Annotated in this window: 17 protein-coding genes; 4 read left to right on the forward strand and 13 right to left on the reverse strand. The window is 66.8% G+C overall.

From position 1 onward, the window contains the following. Positions 1–67: 67 nt before the first annotated feature. Positions 68–277, forward strand: coding sequence for a dodecin (locus tag WS51_RS20190; RefSeq protein ID WP_059503232.1), 210 nt, complete (start codon positions 68–70; stop codon positions 275–277). Between the two features lie 223 nt (positions 278–500). Continuing rightward, a complete protein-coding gene (locus tag WS51_RS20195; RefSeq protein ID WP_040144447.1) occupies positions 501–1,430 on the forward strand; it encodes a LysR substrate-binding domain-containing protein in 930 nt (309 codons plus the stop codon). A 127-nt stretch (positions 1,431–1,557) separates the two neighbouring features. On the opposite strand, the gene WS51_RS20200 is transcribed toward WS51_RS20195, so the two are convergent. After that, positions 1,558–2,970, reverse strand: coding sequence for an 8-oxoguanine deaminase (locus tag WS51_RS20200; protein WP_069229695.1), 1,413 nt, complete (start codon positions 2,968–2,970; stop codon positions 1,558–1,560). Between the two features lie 510 nt (positions 2,971–3,480). Between WS51_RS20200 and uraH the strand changes: the two genes are divergently transcribed. Both uraH and WS51_RS20210 read left to right on the forward strand, forming a co-directional pair. Next, complete coding sequence (gene uraH, locus WS51_RS20205) at positions 3,481–3,834, forward strand: hydroxyisourate hydrolase (protein WP_011657188.1); 354 nt, start codon at positions 3,481–3,483, stop codon at positions 3,832–3,834. A 53-nt stretch (positions 3,835–3,887) separates the two neighbouring features. After that, positions 3,888–5,081, forward strand: a complete 1,194-nt coding sequence (locus tag WS51_RS20210) for a urate hydroxylase PuuD (RefSeq protein WP_059449982.1) — start codon at positions 3,888–3,890, stop codon at positions 5,079–5,081. A 97-nt stretch (positions 5,082–5,178) separates the two neighbouring features. Here the strand turns inward: WS51_RS20210 and WS51_RS20215 are convergent, their stop codons facing one another. From WS51_RS20215 to WS51_RS20270, 12 genes are all read right to left on the reverse strand, one after another. Then, positions 5,179–5,589: an ACT domain-containing protein gene (locus tag WS51_RS20215; RefSeq protein WP_059503236.1), complete on the reverse strand. Its 411-nt coding sequence runs from the start codon at positions 5,587–5,589 to the stop codon at positions 5,179–5,181. 176 nt (positions 5,590–5,765) lie between these two features. Beyond that, a complete protein-coding gene (locus WS51_RS20220; RefSeq protein ID WP_059503238.1) occupies positions 5,766–6,278 on the reverse strand; it encodes an ureidoglycolate lyase in 513 nt (170 codons plus the stop codon). Then, positions 6,275–7,288: an allantoicase gene (alc, locus tag WS51_RS20225; RefSeq protein ID WP_059449984.1), complete on the reverse strand. Its 1,014-nt coding sequence runs from the start codon at positions 7,286–7,288 to the stop codon at positions 6,275–6,277. Before alc ends, WS51_RS20220 begins: the two co-directional genes overlap by 4 nt. 62 nt (positions 7,289–7,350) lie before the next feature. Beyond that, positions 7,351–7,872, reverse strand: a complete 522-nt coding sequence (uraD, locus tag WS51_RS20230; protein WP_059449985.1) for a 2-oxo-4-hydroxy-4-carboxy-5-ureidoimidazoline decarboxylase — start codon at positions 7,870–7,872, stop codon at positions 7,351–7,353. After that, positions 7,869–8,822, reverse strand: a complete 954-nt coding sequence (gene puuE / locus WS51_RS20235) for an allantoinase PuuE (protein ID WP_059503542.1) — start codon at positions 8,820–8,822, stop codon at positions 7,869–7,871. Before puuE ends, uraD begins: the two co-directional genes overlap by 4 nt. 151 nt (positions 8,823–8,973) lie before the next feature. Further along, positions 8,974–9,810 (reverse strand): aspartate/glutamate racemase family protein, encoded by an 837-nt coding sequence (locus tag WS51_RS20240; protein WP_059547308.1) that lies wholly within the window; start codon positions 9,808–9,810, stop codon positions 8,974–8,976. A 10-nt stretch (positions 9,811–9,820) separates the two neighbouring features. Continuing rightward, positions 9,821–11,305, reverse strand: a complete 1,485-nt coding sequence (locus WS51_RS20245) for an NCS1 family nucleobase:cation symporter-1 (RefSeq protein ID WP_059503241.1) — start codon at positions 11,303–11,305, stop codon at positions 9,821–9,823. 148 nt (positions 11,306–11,453) lie between these two features. Next, positions 11,454–12,158 (reverse strand): GntR family transcriptional regulator, encoded by a 705-nt coding sequence (locus WS51_RS20250; RefSeq protein ID WP_059503243.1) that lies wholly within the window; start codon positions 12,156–12,158, stop codon positions 11,454–11,456. Positions 12,159–12,466: 308 nt separating this feature from the next. Beyond that, a complete protein-coding gene (ldcA, locus tag WS51_RS20255; RefSeq protein WP_069229696.1) occupies positions 12,467–13,405 on the reverse strand; it encodes a muramoyltetrapeptide carboxypeptidase in 939 nt (312 codons plus the stop codon). Positions 13,406–13,508: 103 nt separating this feature from the next. Beyond that, complete coding sequence (gene tadA / locus WS51_RS20260) at positions 13,509–14,090, reverse strand: tRNA adenosine(34) deaminase TadA (protein WP_059503245.1); 582 nt, start codon at positions 14,088–14,090, stop codon at positions 13,509–13,511. Then, positions 14,087–14,488 (reverse strand): DnaJ family domain-containing protein, encoded by a 402-nt coding sequence (locus WS51_RS20265; protein WP_057925390.1) that lies wholly within the window; start codon positions 14,486–14,488, stop codon positions 14,087–14,089. The genes tadA and WS51_RS20265 overlap by 4 nt, the downstream gene beginning before the upstream one ends. Positions 14,489–14,759: 271 nt before the next feature. Then, positions 14,760–15,971, reverse strand: coding sequence for an MFS transporter (locus tag WS51_RS20270; RefSeq protein ID WP_069229697.1), 1,212 nt, complete (start codon positions 15,969–15,971; stop codon positions 14,760–14,762). Positions 15,972–16,086: the final 115 nt, after the last annotated feature.

Genomic DNA, 16,086 nt, shown 5'->3' on the forward strand with positions numbered 1-16,086 from the left:
CGCGCGGTGCCGCCTCGGGCCCGCCGCTTGCGCCGGCCGCACATACCGACATTCCAGGGAGCGCATCATGAGCGACCACGTCTACAAGCTGATCGAACTGACCGGCTCATCGCAGCAGTCTTGCGACGACGCCATCCGCAACGCGATTTCGAAAGCCGGCAAGACGCTGCACAACCTGCACTGGTTCCAGGTCACCGAAACGCGCGGCCACATCGAAGGCGACCAGGTCATCCACTGGCAGGTCACGCTGAAAGTCGGCATGCGCATCGACGACTGACGCACGCGCTTCACCTTCACGCGCGGTGCCGGGCCAACGGATGTGTGCAATGCGCATCCGCGCGGTGCCGCGCCCACCCGCCTCCGTCCGTTCGCGTCCTTCGCAAGGCCCGGCCGGCGGCCGTCTGCGGGTATCCATCTCTTGACGCTGACTTTCGTTCATATTAAAAACCATATACCCACAGCATCCCTCGATCAGCCCAGCCATATAAACTGGAGAAATCATGAGTCAGCAACGCGAGGCGATCGACACGTACCTCTTGCGCGTCTTGCACACCTTGTTGATGGAGCGCAGCGTCACGCGCGCGGCCGTCAAACTGAACCAGTCGCAACCGGCGATCAGCGCCGCGCTGCGGCGCCTGCGCGACATCACCGGCGACCCGCTGCTCGTGCGCGGCAAGTCCGGCATGGTCCCGACCGAATACGGATTGCGCCTGCTCGAGCCGGTACAAAACGCACTGCGCGAAATCGAGCGCATCAAGTTCCAGCAGCACAATTTCGACCCGGCCACGTCGATCCGCTGCTACCGGATCGGCTGCCCCGACTATCTGAACGTGCTGTTCGTGCCGACCGTCGTCGAACGCTTCCGCCAGGCGGCACCGAACGCAACGCTCGAGTTTCACTCGCTCGGCCCCGCATTCGACTACGAGCTCGCGCTCGAAGACGGCAAGCTCGACATCGTCGTCGGCAACTGGCCGGAGCCGCCCGAGCAGCTGCACCTGTCGAACCTGTTCGTCGACGAAATCGTCTGCCTGATGAGCAACACGCATCCGTTCGCGAAGCGCGGCGGGCTCACGCTCGACCAGTACCTGAACGCGCCGCATCTCGCGCCCACGCCGTACTCCGTCGGCCAGCGCGGCGCGATCGACGTGCATCTCGCGCGCGAACGGCTCAAGCGTCACGTGGTCGTCACGCTGCCGTACTTCAACCTCGCGCCGTACGTGCTGGTGAAGTCCGACCTGATCTTCACGACGACGCGCCTGTTCGCCGATCACTACGCGAAGTTCCTGCCGCTGTCGGTCGTGCCGGCACCGCTCGACTTCCCGCCGATGCAGTACTACCAGCTGTGGCACGAACGCTGCCACTACTCGGACGAAGTGCGCTGGCTGCGCGGCCTCGTCGCCGAAGCAACCCGCACGCTGATCGAGGCGTAATCGCGCAGCACGCGCGCGGCGGTCGCGCCGTTGCAGCGCGGCCCGGTGCGATGCGCGGCGTGCGGCGGCCACGCCCGCCGCCGCGCGCGCGATCCGCGGCACGCGGCGTGACTTTCCCATCGACGCGTCAGCGCGACGCCTCCACCAGCGAGCGCGCCAGCGCGTTGTGACGTTCGATGACCGGCGGCAAATCGAGCGTCGCAAGCCGCCCTTCCCGCACCACCACCTTTCCGTTCACCACCGTGTACGCCGTCTGCGACGGCGCGCAGAACACGAGCGCCGCGACCGGATCGTGCAGCGCGCCCGCGAACAGCGGCTGGCGCAGGTCGAATGCGGCGAAGTCCGCGGCCATGCCGGGCTTCAGCGCGCCGATGTCGTCGCGGTTCAGCACCTTCGCGCCGCCCAGCGTAGCGATCTCCAGTGCCTCGCGCGCGGTCATCGCGTCGGGCCCGAAACCCACCCGCTGCAGCAGCAGCGCCTGCCGCACTTCGGCGACCATCTGCGCGCCGTCGTTCGACGCGGAGCCGTCGACGCCGAGCCCGACCGGCACACCTGCGAGACGCATCTTCTTCACGGGCGCGATGCCGGACGCGAGCCGCATGTTCGAACACGGACAATGCGCGACGCCGGTGCCGGTGCGCGCGAACAGGCCGATGCCCGCATCGTCGAGCTGAACGCAGTGTGCGTGCCATACGTCATGGCCGACCCACCCGAGATCCTCCGCGTATTCGGCAGGCGTCATCCCGAACCTCTCGCGGCTGTACGCGATGTCGTTGACGTTCTCGGCAAGGTGCGTGTGCAGCGACACGCCGTAATCGCGCGCCAGCACGGCCGCGTCGCGCATCAGGCCGCGACTCACCGAGAACGGCGAGCACGGCGCGACCACCACCCGCAGCATCGCGTAGCGGCCTTCGTCGTGATAGGTCTCGATCAGGCGCTGCGCGTCGCGCAGGATGTCGGGCTCGCGCTCGACGACGGAATCGGGCGGCAGCCCGCCGTCGCGCTGGCCGACGCTCATCGCGCCGCGGCTCGCGTGAAAGCGCATGCCGATTCGCTGCGCGGCGCCGATGCTGTCGTCGAGCCGGCTGCCGTTCGGATAGATGTACAGATGGTCGCTCGACGTCGTGCAGCCCGACTGCAGCAGTTCGGCCATCGCGGTCAGCGTCGACACCTCGATCATCTCGGGCGTCAGGTGCGCCCAGATCCGGTACAGGTTCGTGAGCCAGCCGAACAGCTCGGCGTTCTGCGCGGCCGGCACCGCGCGGGTGAGGCTCTGGTACATGTGGTGATGCGTGTTCACGAGCCCCGGGATCACGAGGTGGCCGCGCAGGTCGAGCACTTCGTCCGCGGTATCGGGCAACTCGGCGCTCGGGCCGACCGCGACGATCCGGTTGTCTTCGATATAGAGCCCTGCATCGCGCAATTCGCAGCGCGTGTCGTCCATGGTCACGAGCACGTCGGCGTGCTTGACCAGCAAGGTTTTCGGGCGGGATGAGGATGGGTGCGGCGCGCGTGCGCCGGCGTGCTGCTCGAGGTTCATGCGTTCTCCGCGTCGTCTGCCCCCGGGAGCCGCTCCCGGAGGCCGTCACAAGGCCGTTCGAACGCTGATTCGCGGCACGCCCCGGTGCCTGCGTCCGTTCGAACGCGCTGGCCCGGTTACCCGGCGTGAATGCCGTCTTCGGGGTACGCGCGGACCGACGCCCGACGCGCACGGCCGGAGCATCGCCCAAGTGCGCGCAACGCACAATGCGCGATCCGGAATACCGCACTTCACGGTTTCGATATGGTACGCCGCGCGCGGCCCGGGCGGGCGCCGGAATTCCCGGCCGCCGGCCGCTCCCGGCCGGGCGTCGACAGCGGTTCATGCGCGGCGCATTATCTTTGATATCGCGCCCGCATTCGCGCGGGGAACCTTTTTACAATGCCTGCACGGCGCTCGCTTCAATCTCGCCGACGGGTATGTAGCCACGTGACGTGGAGCCTCGATCCGCCGCACAGTCAATGGATCGAGTCGCCGCCGAACCTCGCATTCACACAAGGACAATTGCGAATGGGAAAGCTCACTACCCACGTACTCGATACGGCACACGGTCGCCCCGGCGCTGCCATCAAGGTGGACCTCTACGCGCTGGACGGCGAATCGCGCCGCGCGATCAAGACCGTGCTGACCAATAGCGACGGCCGCTGCGACGAACCGCTGCTCGAAGGTGCCGCACTCGCCGCCGGCGAATACGAACTCGTGTTCCATGCCGGCGACTACTTCGCGTCGCTCGGCGTGAAGGTGCCCGAACCCCGCTTCGTCGACCGCGTCGTGCTGCGCTTCGGCATTGCCGACACCGCCTCGCACTACCACGTGCCGCTGCTCGTGTCGCCGTGGTCGTACAGCACCTATCGCGGCAGCTGACACACGCATCGGCGCCCGCATCAAAGACAACGATCTGAGTCTGGAGGAGTTTCATGGAAGGCTTCATCACCGACTGGCTGAACCTCGCGCTGCGATGGCTGCACGTCATCGTCGCCATTGCGTGGATCGGCGAGTCCTTCTATTTCGTCGCGCTCGACAACAGCCTGAAACCGCCGACCGACGCGAATCAGCGCAAGCGCGGCGTGTTCGGCGAACTGTGGCACGTCCACGGCGGCGGTTTCTACAACATGCAGAAGTACACGGTCGCTCCGCCGGAAATGCCGGATGACCTGCACTGGTCGAAATGGCCGTCGTACACGACGTGGCTGTCGGGCTTCTCGCTGTTCTTCGTGTTGTACCTGCTCGCACCGAACACGTATCTGATCGACAAGAGCGTGCTCGACATGGGCCCGGTCGTCGCCGTCGCATCCGCTCTCGGCTTCCTCGCGGCCGGCTGGATCGTCTACGACTCGCTGTGCCGCATCCTCGGCACCAACGATCGCGTGCTGGGCATCTGCGTCGGCATCTACGTCGTCATCGCCGCATACCTCGCGTGCCACATCTTCTCCGGCCGCGCGGCGTACCTGATCGTCGGCGCGATGCTCGCGACGATCATGTCGGCGAACGTGTTCTTCGTGATCATCCCGGGCCAGCGCAAGATGGTCGACAAGATGCTCAAGGGCGAGGAGCCGAACCCGATCTACGGCAAGCGCGGCAAGCAGCGTTCGGTGCACAACACGTACTTCACGCTGCCGGTCGTGTTCGCGATGCTGTCGAACCACTATGCGATGACGTACACGAACAAGTTCAACTGGGTCGTGCTCGTGTTGATCATGCTGGCCGGCGCGCTGATCCGCCAGTTCTTCGTGATGCGCCACCGTGGCAAGCAGCTGTGGTACCTGCCGATCGGCGGCGTCGCGCTGCTGTCGGGCGCACTGGTGTGGACGATGCCGAAGCCGGTCGCACCGGAAGCGCAAGCCGCGAACGCACCGAAGATCGTGATCAACGACATCATGCCGATCCTGCAGCAGCGCTGCGTCGAGTGTCACTCGGCGAAGCCGACGCTGATGGGCAGCGCACCCGCCGGCGTCATGTTCGACACGCCGGACGAAGTGTCGAAGAACGCACAGCGCATCTACGAACAGGCCGTGCGCCTGAAGGCGATGCCGATCGGCAACGTCACGCACATGACCGACGACGAGCGCGTGAAGCTCGCCGCCTGGTTCGAGGGTGGCGCGGTCAAGTAAGCCGCCGTGCGCCGGCACTGGATGCCGGCGCAATCCTCTCCGTTCGCGGGCCCGGAAACGGGCCCGTTTTTTTTTGCGCGTCCGGAACGCGTCTCCGCTAGCCGCGCATCGCGTCGCGCTGCAGCGCGACGAGCACATCGAGCGCGCGCGGGCCGTCGTCGAACGGCACGAAGATGTGATCGTGATACGCAGCAGCCATCACGTTGCAGCTGATGCCAGCCGCGCCGAGGGCACTTGCGAACGCGGCCGTCAGGCCGACCGCCGCGAGGTCCGAATGAACGGTCAGCGTGATCCAGGCAGCGCGAAACAGCACGGGCCAGCCACGACGCGCGGCCGTCGCCTCGTGGACCACGACCGTCGTGCCTTCCGTTTCGCGGAACGTCGCAATCGCTTCGGATAACGATATGTCGGCATCGGCAGGCAGTGCGACGAAGGCGAACGCATCGCGATGCAGCTCGGGACGCATCGTGCGCAACAGGTTCGCGAGGTCGTTTTCAGGGCGGCTCATCGTGGTACGGCCCGGAAGCCGGGCGTCGTGCGGTAGCGATGCGGGCACGATAGCATGCGATCGACGTCTTCGACATGGCGATCGCGCGATGCGCGTGCGTGCGCGGCGGACATAAAGAAACCCGCGCAGTTTCGCGCGGGTTTCCTTGATGAAACGAGGTACTGCAGAAATGCTGCTCAGGCCGTCACGGCATCCAGCGCATCCTCGGTGAGCCACAGCGATTCCTGCAGGTCCTGCTCGTTCAGATTCAATCCGTCGCCGCCACGATCGACGACGATGAAGTCGCTGACGCCGCCGAGCGCGATCAGCGGGTGATGCCACACGCCCTTCGCATAGTTCACGCCCTGCCACCCGCTCGTCACGAACGCGCGGATCTTCGACGGATCGAGATCGCCCGCCGGCGCGACGACGACCAGGTACGGCCGGTCGTTCAGCGGCACGAACGCCTGGCTGCCGAGCGGATGGCGCTCGAGCATCTTCACCTCGAACGGCAGCGTGCGCGGCTGGCCGCGGAACAGGTTCACGAGCGTGCGGCCGCCTTCGTCGGTCACGTCGACCTTCGCGAGATCGTGAAAGCGGATCGTCGTGCCGAGGTTGATCGGAATCTGCTTCGCACCTTCCGTTTCGATCACGTCGCCGAACGGCGCGAACGCGTCCTTGGTCAGCGGTTCGATTGCAAGCGTCTTCATTTGTCGAGCGTCCCCCACAGACGCAGGCGCGACACGCCGCCGTCCGGAATGATGTTCAGGCGTACGTGGGTCACCGGGCCCAGCGATGCGATCTCGTGTTCGAAGTAATGCTGCTTGTCCATCTGCAGCTTCTGTTCGCCGAGCAGAGCCGGCCAGAACATCGACTGCGTGATCAGCGAGCTATCGGTGCCGCCCGACACGTACGCGGCCTGGATCGAGCAGCGGTCCGGATAGTTGCCCTTGAAGAACGCGGTATCGACTTCGATCTTGCGGATCACGCCCGGTTGCGCGAGCGCGATGATTGCCCAGTCGTTGCCCGGCTCGCGGCGGCGGCGGGTCTCCCAGCCATCGCCCATGTTCACGCCGCGGCCGGGCAGCAGCAGGTTCGACGCGACGCCGAAATGCTGGTTGTTCGCGGCCACCACGTAACCGCCGTTTTCCATCGCCGCGAGGTCGAACTGCTCGGTCGCGCTCGCGCCGGCCCAGTCCAGCTGCGGCTGGCCGTACACGCGCAGGCGCGCGATGCCGCCGTCCGGATAGATGTTCACGCGCAGGTGCGTGAATGCACGCGCGTCGCTCGCTTCGACGTAGTGATGGCTGTTGCCCTGCAGCGTCGTCGACGGCACGATCTCGACCCATTCGGTCGCATGCGTCGGCGCGCCATCGGCCACGTAGGCGGCCTCGATCGACGCGGCCGGCGGGAAGTTGCCGGTGAAGTGGCTCGTGTCGATGTCGAAGCCCTTGATCACCCCGGGCCGCGCGAGCTTGACGATGCACCAGTCATAACCGGTCGTGCGCTTGCGGCGCGTCTCCCAGCCGTCCATCCACTTGCCGTGATCGTCGTACTTGCCGGGGATGAAGACCGCCGGCTCCGGATTCAGCATCCGCTCCTTCGGCGCGAAGAAGTCGTCGCTGGCCTCGAGCGCCTGCGCACCGAGGCGCGGGTCGGCGAGGTTCACGTAGCGCCGCGTGAAATCGGGTGCGTCGGGATCGAGAAGCGGAACAGCCATGATGTTTCCTTGTTTCAGTAAAGCGAACCGGCCGCTGCGCCGCAGCAGGCCATGTTGCGGAGTCAGGCGTCGATGAGGTCGTCGAGACGAAAGCGCGCGATCCGGTAGATCTGGTCGAGGCTCGCCCGCAGTTCTTCGGCGCGCGAGTGGTTCACGCGCGACTCGAAATTCGCGATGATGCCGTGCCGGTCGTAGCCGCGCACCGCGAGAATGAACGGGAAGCCGAACTTCTCGCGATACGTGCGGTTCAGCGTCAGCAGCTTGTCGAACTCTTCCTGCGTGCACTGGTCGAGGCCCGCGCCGCTCTGCTCGCGCGTCGACTCGGCCGTCAGCTCGCCGCGCACCGCAGCTTTCCCGGCCAGTTCCGGGTGAGCGTTGATCAGTGCGAGCTGGCGCACTTCGCCGCTCGTCTCCACCGCGTTCGACATCGTCTCGTGCAGCGCGTCGATGCTCGCGAACGGTCGCGCGGCCGCGGCAATCTCGGCCACCCACGGCGAATGTTCGAAGATTCCCGACAGCGCCGCGACGAATGCGCTCGGCGCCATCGTGTTCAGTTGCTCCAACGTGTAACGCATCGCCTTCATGCTTTCCCTTCGTTTCGATGATTGGGCTGATACGGATGATGTTCACGCCAATGACGCGCGATATCGACACGGCGCGTCACCCATACGCGATCGTGCTTCTCGATGTGGTCGAGGAAACGCTGCAGCCCGCGGAAACGTCCCGGCCGGCCCAGCAGTCGGCAGTGCATGCCGATCGACAGCATCTTCGGCGCTTCGTCGCCCTCGGCGTACAGCACGTCGAATGCGTCGCGCAGGTACTCGAAGAAGTGCTCGCCGGTGTTGAAGCCCTGCGGCGTCGCGAAGCGCATGTCGTTCGTATCGAGCGTGTACGGGACGATCAGCTGGGGCGACGTGCCGCCGCCGGACACCTTGACGTCCATCCAGAACGGCAGGTCGTCGCCGTAGTTGTCGGAGTCGTACAGGAAGCCGCCGTATTCCGCGACGAGGCGGTGCGTGTTCGGGCTGTCGCGGCCGGTGTACCAGCCGAGCGGACGCTCGCCCGTCACGCGCTCGATCGCTTCCATCCCGAGGCGCATGTGCTCGGCCTCGAGCTCGGGCGACATGCTCTGGTAGTGGATCCACCGCCAGCCGTGGCACGCGATCTCGTGGCCGAGTTCGACGAACGCACGCGCGAGTTCCGGATGACGCTCGATCGCCATGCCCACGCCGAACACCGTCAGCGGCAGCCCGCGCTTCTCGAATTCGCGCAGGATGCGCCACACGCCGGCACGCGAGCCGTATTCGTAGATCGATTCCATGCTCATGTGGCGGTCCGGATACGCGGCCGCGCCGACGATCTCGGACAGGAACTGTTCGGAGCCCGGATCGCCGTGCAGTACGCAGTTCTCGCCGCCCTCCTCGTAGTTGAGGACGAATTGCACGGCGACGCGGGCACGCCCGGGCCAGTTCGCCTGCACGGGATGGCGGCCGTAGCCGATCAGGTCGCGAGGATAATCGGGATCGAGTGACATGAGTTCGAGGTGCGGCGAAAGCCTGCTGAAGTAATGGGTTCGCATCGACGCGCGCGGCTGCCCGAGGGCCGGCCGCACGGGCCGATGCGATGACGGCCCAGTGTAGCGAAAACGTCCATACGCGCCCATACAGCGGCGCAGATAGTGCATGTCAGACGGCGTGTATGTGCGATTGCGGCAAATTCGGCACCGGTTCCTCGTCGGCGCCGCCGCTGCGCGCGGCCGCGGCGGCCGGCCCGGCCGTGGACGCGTCCTCCGGCGGGCTGAACCGCGCGAATTCGCCGTCGTAGCGCTTCGGCAGCGGCCGCGCATAATCGCCGCGCTTCGCGGTCGCGAGGCGCAGCGCGACGAGCGCCTCGGCCCACTTGACGGCCGCCGTGACGCCTTCCACCACCGGCGCGCCGATCTGCTGCTCGATCTCGTGCGCGAATTCGGCCATCCCGGCGCAGCCGAGCACGATCGCGTCGGCGCCGTCCTCGTCGAGCGCGCGCCGGCATTCATCGACGATGATCCGTCGCGCGGCCGAACCGGGGCGGTCGAGCTCGAGCACCGCGACATCGGTCGCCCGCACGTTGCGGCAGAACCGCTTCATCCCGTAGCGCTCGGCGAGATGCCACGCCATCCCGCAGGTGCGCGCGAGCGTCGTGACGACCGAGAAGCCCGGCGCAAGCACACTCGCCGCGTGCATCGCCGCCTCGGCGATCCCGATCACCGGGCCGCGCGCGAGTTCGCGCGCCGCATGAAGGCCCGGATCGCCGAAACATGCGATCACGTACGCGTCGCAGCCATCGCGCTCGCCCTGCGCGATCTCGGCCAGAAGCCCGGGCGTCGCGAGCGCCTCGTCGTAATAGCCTTCGATCGACGGCGGACCCATCGGCGGGCTCACCGCGACGATCTCGGTGCCCGCGGCCGCGACTTCGCGAGCGCAGCGGCCCATCGCATCGGTCATCCGCTGCGTCGTGTTGGGATTGATCAGCTTGATCTTCATCGTGCGCTCCTCAAGCCTTCGTGCTCACGAGCAGCCGGTAGAACACGAAGCCGAGCCCCGCGCCGATGAACCACGAGAAGTTCGCGGCGGCCTGCCAGCCCGGCGCCATCACGCAGACGACGGCGATCACCGCGGCCGGCAGCAGCGCGGCGAGCGCGCGGCGGTTCACGCCGCCCGTGTACCAGTAGGTGCCGCGCTCGGACATCGTGTACAGGTCGTCACGCACGAGCCGGCCGCGCTTGACGAGGTAGAAGTCGGCGATCAGCACGCCGTACAGCGGGCCGATGAACGCGCCGAGCACGTCGAGCGTGTAATGGATCACGGCCGGATTGTTGAACAGGTTCCACGGCGTGATGAAGATCGACGCGACGGCCGCGAGCATGCCGCCCGCGCGCCAGCTGATCAGCCGCGGCGCCACGTTCGAGAAGTCGAACGCGGGCGACACGAAGTTCGCGACGATGTTGATGCCGATCGTCGCGATCGTGAACGTCAGCGCACCGAGGATCACGGCCGTCGGATGGTCGATGCGGCCGACCGTCTCGACGGGATCGGTGATGAGCTCGCCGAACACAGGAAGCGTCGCGGCGGTGGTGATCACCGTGACCAGCGAGAACGCGAGGAAGTTGACCGGCAGCCCCCAGAAGTTGCCGCGCTTCACGTCGCCGAACGAGCGGCAGTAGCGCGAGAAGTCGCCGAAGTTGAGCATTGGCCCGGAGAAGTACGACACGACCAGCGACACGGCCGTGATCATCACCGGAATCACTTCCGCGCCGTGATACTTGACGCCGCCGAGGTTGATGCCGATGTTGCGCCAGCCCGCACGCCACACCATGTAGCCGGCCAGGATGAACATCACGACGTAGACGGCCGGGCCGGCGAAGTCGATGAATTTCTTGATCGTCTCCATCCCGTTCCAGAACACGAGCGCCTGCAGCACCCACAGCAGCATGAAGCCGGCCCAGCCGACCGCCGACAGCCCGAGAAAACCGTAGCGATGGACGTCCGCGTACGGCAGCCATTGCGGAAAGAACTTCAGCACGACGATCACGAGCGCGCTGGACGCGAGATAGGTCTGGATGCCATACCACGCGATCGCGATCAGCCCGCGGATCACCGCCGGCACGTTCGCGCCGAGCACGCCGAACGTCGCACGGCATGCGACCGGGTACGGCACGCCGATCTGCTGGCTCGGCCGCGCGATCAGGTTGCACAGCCGGTTCACGATCGTGATGCCCACGATCAGCGCGATCAGCACCTGCCAGCTCGTCAGCCCGAGCGCGAACAGGCTGCCCGCGAACACGTAGCCGCCGACGCTGTGCACGTCCGACATCCAGAACGCGAAGATGTTGTAGGCGCCCCACGTCTGATTCTTCAGGGGTGCCAAATCTTCGTTGTACAAACGTTGACTGTAACCGTCCGGCAACGCCGGGCCGCCGCCCTCGCCGCCTTCTTCCTCCGGATACGCGCTGTCGTGCGCCACACTGAACTGAGCCATGACTTCTCCTTGACGCGGCCTGGGAGCCGCTCCACCGTCATCGATATCGCTCCGGACATCGCCCGGAGTCGGACTGGCGGCCGACGGCGCGAACCGCCGGCCTGCATTGCTCTTGTCGTGTGGCGCGCAGCCGGATTCGCGTCGCCGCTCAGGCGCCGCCGAACACTTCGCGCAAATCGACCTGCCCTTGCGCGGGCCGGTCCAGCATCTTCAGTTCGACATGCTGCAGGTGGTGCGCCATCAGCGTCACCGCCCGCTTCGAATCGCCCGCTTCCAGCGCGGTCAGGATCTCGTCATGGTCGTCGCACGAGCACGGGCTGCGGCCGTGCGATTCATACAGCGCCGACATCAACGTCGAGCGTGCGACGAGCCCGTCGAGGCACTCGCAGAGCGTCGCATTGCCCGTCAGCGCCGCGAGCGCCGTGTGGAATTCGCCCGACAGCCGGATCCACGCCGCGAAGTCGTGCCGCTCGAACGCCTTGCGTTCCTTGTCGATCAGCGTAGCGATGCCTTTCAGCCGCTTCGCGCCCGGCCCCGTCGCGAGCCGCTCGACGACGGCCAGCTCGATGATCCGGCGCATCTCGAATACCTCGTGCACGTCCTGCAGCGTCGGACTCGCGACGAACGCGCCGCGGTTCGGCTCGAGATCGACCAGCTTGTCGGCCGCGAGCTGCGAGAGCGCCTGCCGGATCGTCCCGCGCTTCACGCCGAACACGTCGCAGAGCTGCGCCTCCGTCAGCTTCGCGCCGGGCGCGAGCCGATGCTCGAGGATCGCCGTGCGGATCCGCTCGGCGATCGCTTCGGGGCCGGCAGCGCCGGACGGATGGGAATCGAGGTCGTTCATGTTCTGCATCGCGTGATGATCCTCATCCTAGGATGGACATAAAGATTGTCAACAATTCTTTTCGCGAAATGTGCACAATCCGCGTGCACCCGCCCGTGCCAGAGAGGTGCATCGCGCCCGAAATCCAGGCACGGCAAGCCTCTCCTGCTTCTCCATAGCGGCTCACGGTGTATACCCTCGCGGTCGTTTTGTTGACAAAATTGGTGCACGCCCGGGCACCAAGCCGAGCGACGGTGACGAAAATAGTTGACCGTTAGTTGCACACTTACTTAAAGAAAAAGGCGGTAAACCCCGCCTTTCGATCGTAGCCGACCGGCTCAGCCGAGATGCGGATAGTCCGACAGTGTGAGCCGGAAGCCGTGCGCATTGGCGACGAGTTCGGCCTGCGCGCCGAACGGCAGCGTCAGCAGATCGGGCACGTGACCGAACTGCAGCCCGGTGATGACCGGAATGCCGACCACCGAGCGCACCTGGTCGATCATCGCCTGCATGTCGTAGCCGTTGTCGTATTCGAACGGCCGCGCGCCCGTGAACTGGCCGAGCACGAGCGCCTGCTGGCGCGCAAGCACACCCGACAGGTGCAGCTGGTAGATCATCCGTTCGATCCGGAACGGCTGCTCGTTGACGTCCTCGACGAACAGGATGCCGCCCTCGATGTCGGGCATGTACGGCGTGCCGACCAGCGACGTGAGAATCGCCAGGTTGCCGCCCCACAGCGTGCCCGTCACGTTCGCGGTCTGGACCTGCGGCGCATCGGCGACGATCGTCGTGCTCGGCCGCGACAGCGTCCGCCAGAAGTGCTGCATCGTGAAGTCGCTCGGTGTTTCCGCGCCGAAGTCGGCGGAGAGCATCGGCCCGCCGAAAGTCTTGATGCGCGCCTTCGCATACAGCGCGAGCTGGATCGCGGTGAAGTCGCTGTGACCCACGAGCGCGATCGGCTGGTCGCGCAGGCGTCGTTCGAGCCCGCGATAGTCGAGCCCGTGCAGGATGCGCGCGGCGCCGTAGCCGCCGCGCACCGCGAGCGCGATGTCCGGCAGCGCGCGCTCCGGGTCCGCGAGGCGGTTCAGGTCGCCGGCCCGCTCGCCGTCGGTGCCGCCGAATCGCTGGAAGCGGCGCTGCGTCGCCTCGATGTTCTCGATGCGATGTTGCGCGCCGCTCAGGCGCTCGAGCGCGCGATTGATCGCGTCGGGATCGTGCGGATAACCGGACGGCGCCAGCAGGCGGATGGTGTAGGACGCAGCGGGCTGGAGGGACATGGCGAAAGGTATCGGGATCGTCAAACCTGCTTAGAGGGTCCGAACCGTCTCCGGTTCACGCAACGGTGCTGCCCGCCCCGCTTCAGGCGACGCGCGCAGCAGCTTACGGGGCGCCGGATTCGGTGTCTCGGGCGAGCCTTGCTTCACGCAGCGCGCGACGGCGCTCCGCGAAGAACGACTTCAGCGCGGCGCCGCACTCGTCGGCGAGCACGCCGCCCGTCACGACGGTATGGTGGTTCAGTTGCGGATTCGCGAACGCGTCGATCACGCTGCCGCATGCGCCCGTTTTCGGATCCGCGGCGCCATAGACGACTCGCGCGATGCGCGCATGCATGATCGCGCCCGCGCACATCAGGCACGGCTCGAGCGTCACGTACAGTTCGCAGCCGGGCATCCGGTAATTTTGAAGATGCTGCGCGGCCATGCGCAGCGCGGCCATTTCCGCATGGGCGGACGGGTCGTGCCCGCCGATCGGATGGTTGAAGCCGCGTGCGATCACCTCGTCGCCGCGCACGAGCACCGCGCCGACCGGCACTTCGCCGGCCGCGCGCGCCTCTTCGGCCGCCGCCTGCGCGAGCCGCATGAAATGCAGGTCGCGGGCGGACACGGGCGCAGCTTCGGGAACGGCAGAATCGCAAGCGGCAGCCGATCCGGCTGCCGCGTCGTGCAGCGCGTCGGCACTCACATCGGCCCCGCTTCGGCCGGCACGTCGTCGAGCCCGCGCTCGCACAGACGTTCCGCGATGCGTCGGCAATAGTCGCGCGGCATCACCATCGGGCCGCCGCGCAACGATTCGAGCGCCATGTCGAGCGCGAGGATCTTCGCCTGCAGCCGGCAGCGCGCCGCACGATCGCTGACCGCCTGCAGTTCGTCCTGCAGATTGCGCAGCGCGCGCAGTTGCTCGACGGCCGGCGGCACGAAGCCCGCATTCTTCAGAATGCGATTGGCCACCCGGACCTCCTCCGGTACGAGCAGGTCGTCATCCAGCGCCTGCGGCGCGCCGGTACCCGGCAAATCGTCGAACTCGCCCCGCGCGGCAGCGGCGGCAATGCGTTGTTCGACCAGTGCATCAAGCAATCTCATCAGTCAATCGGAACAAATGCGGCAGCCGAATTCTAGCAGGGTGACGTGCGTATGACAGGCCCTTCGAAGGTATGCTCGATATTGTGTTTTTAGGGGCCGAATCGCTGCGCATGCGTGCCGATCACCGCGACTTCCCGCTGTGCTGCGCCGCAGCAGGCTCCGCGCGGTTTTCGCGGCATTTTGCGCAGGCAAGCTCCGCTCCGGTTTTGAATTTCGCCCGGATGGACCGCGCTCGTCCTCCGGCCGAAATCGCGGTTTCGCGACTGCCCGGTCACGCGGCGAGCGCTTGCGACCGGGCCTTCGGAAACGGCCGGAACATCATCGCGACGAGGAACGCCCCGATGCCGATCGCGAACGATCCGAGGTACAGCCACCCGTAACCGCCCAGTGCGTCGACGATCAACCCGCCCGCCACCGGCCCCGCCGCCATCCCGAGGCTGCCGGCCATCGCGCAGCCGCCGATCACGGTGCCCATCATCCGCAGCGGGAAGTTTTCGCGTGCGAGCACCGCATAGAGCGGCATCACGCCCGCATAGATGAAGCCGAACAGCGTCGCGACCGCGTAGAACCCGTCGAGCGTGCGCACGAAGTAATAGCCGAGCGCGCCGAGCGCCTGCGCGAGCAGCCCGGCCACCAGCATGCGCTTCGCGCCGAGGCGGTCGCCCAGCAGTCCGAACGCGATGCGCCCGCCCATGCCGGCAAGCCCTTCGACGCTGTAGATGGACACCGCGACGATCAACGGAATCCCGCACGTCACCGCGTAGCTGACCGTATGGAAAATCGGGCCGGAGTGCGTCGCGCAGCAGAAAAAGTTGGTCAGCAACAACACGAGGAACTGCGGCGAACGCAGCGCGCCGCCGACCGACAGCGGCGCGGGCCCGCCAGCCGGCGCCGGCCCCGCAGGCGGCGCGTCGAGCGCAGGCGCGCGGCGCACGAGCAGCGACGCCGGAATCATCACGGCGGCCGCGAGCGCGGCAATCAACAACATCGACGTACGCCAGCCGTGCCCCGAGACGAGCCACGCCGCGAGCGGCGACATCGTCATCGGCGCCATGCCCATGCCGGCCGACACCAGCGACACCGCGAGGCTGCGGTGCGTGTCGAACCAACCCGTCACGCACGCCATCATCGGCGCGAACACCGCGGCCGTGGCGCCACCGACGGCCAGCCCGAAAATCAGCTGGAACGCGAGCAGCGACGGCGCGCGGCTCGCAAGCGCCAGGCTCGCCGACAGCAGGACGGCGCCCGTCACGACCACCGCGCGCGTGCCGATCCGGTCCGACAGGCTACCCCAGCCGATGCTCGCGAAGGCCATCGCGATGAAGCCGAGCGTCATCGCGGCGGAAATGCCGGTCATCGACCAGCCGGTGTCCCGTGCGATGGCCCGCAGGAACACCGGCAGCGAAAACATCGCGCCGATCGCGATGCAGCCCATCAGGCCGCCCGCAGCGACGATCACCCAGCGATAGCGCGAATCACGCATCTGGCACCTCCTTTCTCTCTGTCGATCAGGCATTGATGGATGAGGAACCGGATTGCGGGCGTCATCGCAAATCCGGTCGGCATCGATACGACGAACGAGACGCGGGCAAATCGAC

Origin of the sequence: Burkholderia territorii, assembly GCF_001718335.1 — a bacterium.
Classification (GTDB): domain Bacteria; phylum Pseudomonadota; class Gammaproteobacteria; order Burkholderiales; family Burkholderiaceae; genus Burkholderia; species Burkholderia territorii.

Coding starts and splice junctions, on each gene's coding strand:
- WS51_RS20190 (WP_059503232.1), top strand. CDS start 68: ATGAGCGACCACGTCTACAAGCTGATCGAACTGACCGGCTCATCGCAG.
- WS51_RS20195 (WP_040144447.1), top strand. CDS start 501: ATGAGTCAGCAACGCGAGGCGATCGACACGTACCTCTTGCGCGTCTTG.
- WS51_RS20200 (WP_069229695.1), bottom strand. CDS start 2,970: ATGAACCTCGAGCAGCACGCCGGCGCACGCGCGCCGCACCCATCCTCA.
- uraH (WP_011657188.1), top strand. CDS start 3,481: ATGGGAAAGCTCACTACCCACGTACTCGATACGGCACACGGTCGCCCC.
- WS51_RS20210 (WP_059449982.1), top strand. CDS start 3,888: ATGGAAGGCTTCATCACCGACTGGCTGAACCTCGCGCTGCGATGGCTG.
- WS51_RS20215 (WP_059503236.1), bottom strand. CDS start 5,589: ATGAGCCGCCCTGAAAACGACCTCGCGAACCTGTTGCGCACGATGCGT.
- WS51_RS20220 (WP_059503238.1), bottom strand. CDS start 6,278: ATGAAGACGCTTGCAATCGAACCGCTGACCAAGGACGCGTTCGCGCCG.
- alc (WP_059449984.1), bottom strand. CDS start 7,288: ATGGCTGTTCCGCTTCTCGATCCCGACGCACCCGATTTCACGCGGCGC.
- uraD (WP_059449985.1), bottom strand. CDS start 7,872: ATGAAGGCGATGCGTTACACGTTGGAGCAACTGAACACGATGGCGCCG.
- puuE (WP_059503542.1), bottom strand. CDS start 8,822: ATGTCACTCGATCCCGATTATCCTCGCGACCTGATCGGCTACGGCCGC.
- WS51_RS20240 (WP_059547308.1), bottom strand. CDS start 9,810: ATGAAGATCAAGCTGATCAATCCCAACACGACGCAGCGGATGACCGAT.
- WS51_RS20245 (WP_059503241.1), bottom strand. CDS start 11,305: ATGGCTCAGTTCAGTGTGGCGCACGACAGCGCGTATCCGGAGGAAGAA.
- WS51_RS20250 (WP_059503243.1), bottom strand. CDS start 12,158: ATGCAGAACATGAACGACCTCGATTCCCATCCGTCCGGCGCTGCCGGC.
- ldcA (WP_069229696.1), bottom strand. CDS start 13,405: ATGTCCCTCCAGCCCGCTGCGTCCTACACCATCCGCCTGCTGGCGCCG.
- WS51_RS20265 (WP_057925390.1), bottom strand. CDS start 14,488: ATGAGATTGCTTGATGCACTGGTCGAACAACGCATTGCCGCCGCTGCC.
- WS51_RS20270 (WP_069229697.1), bottom strand. CDS start 15,971: ATGCGTGATTCGCGCTATCGCTGGGTGATCGTCGCTGCGGGCGGCCTG.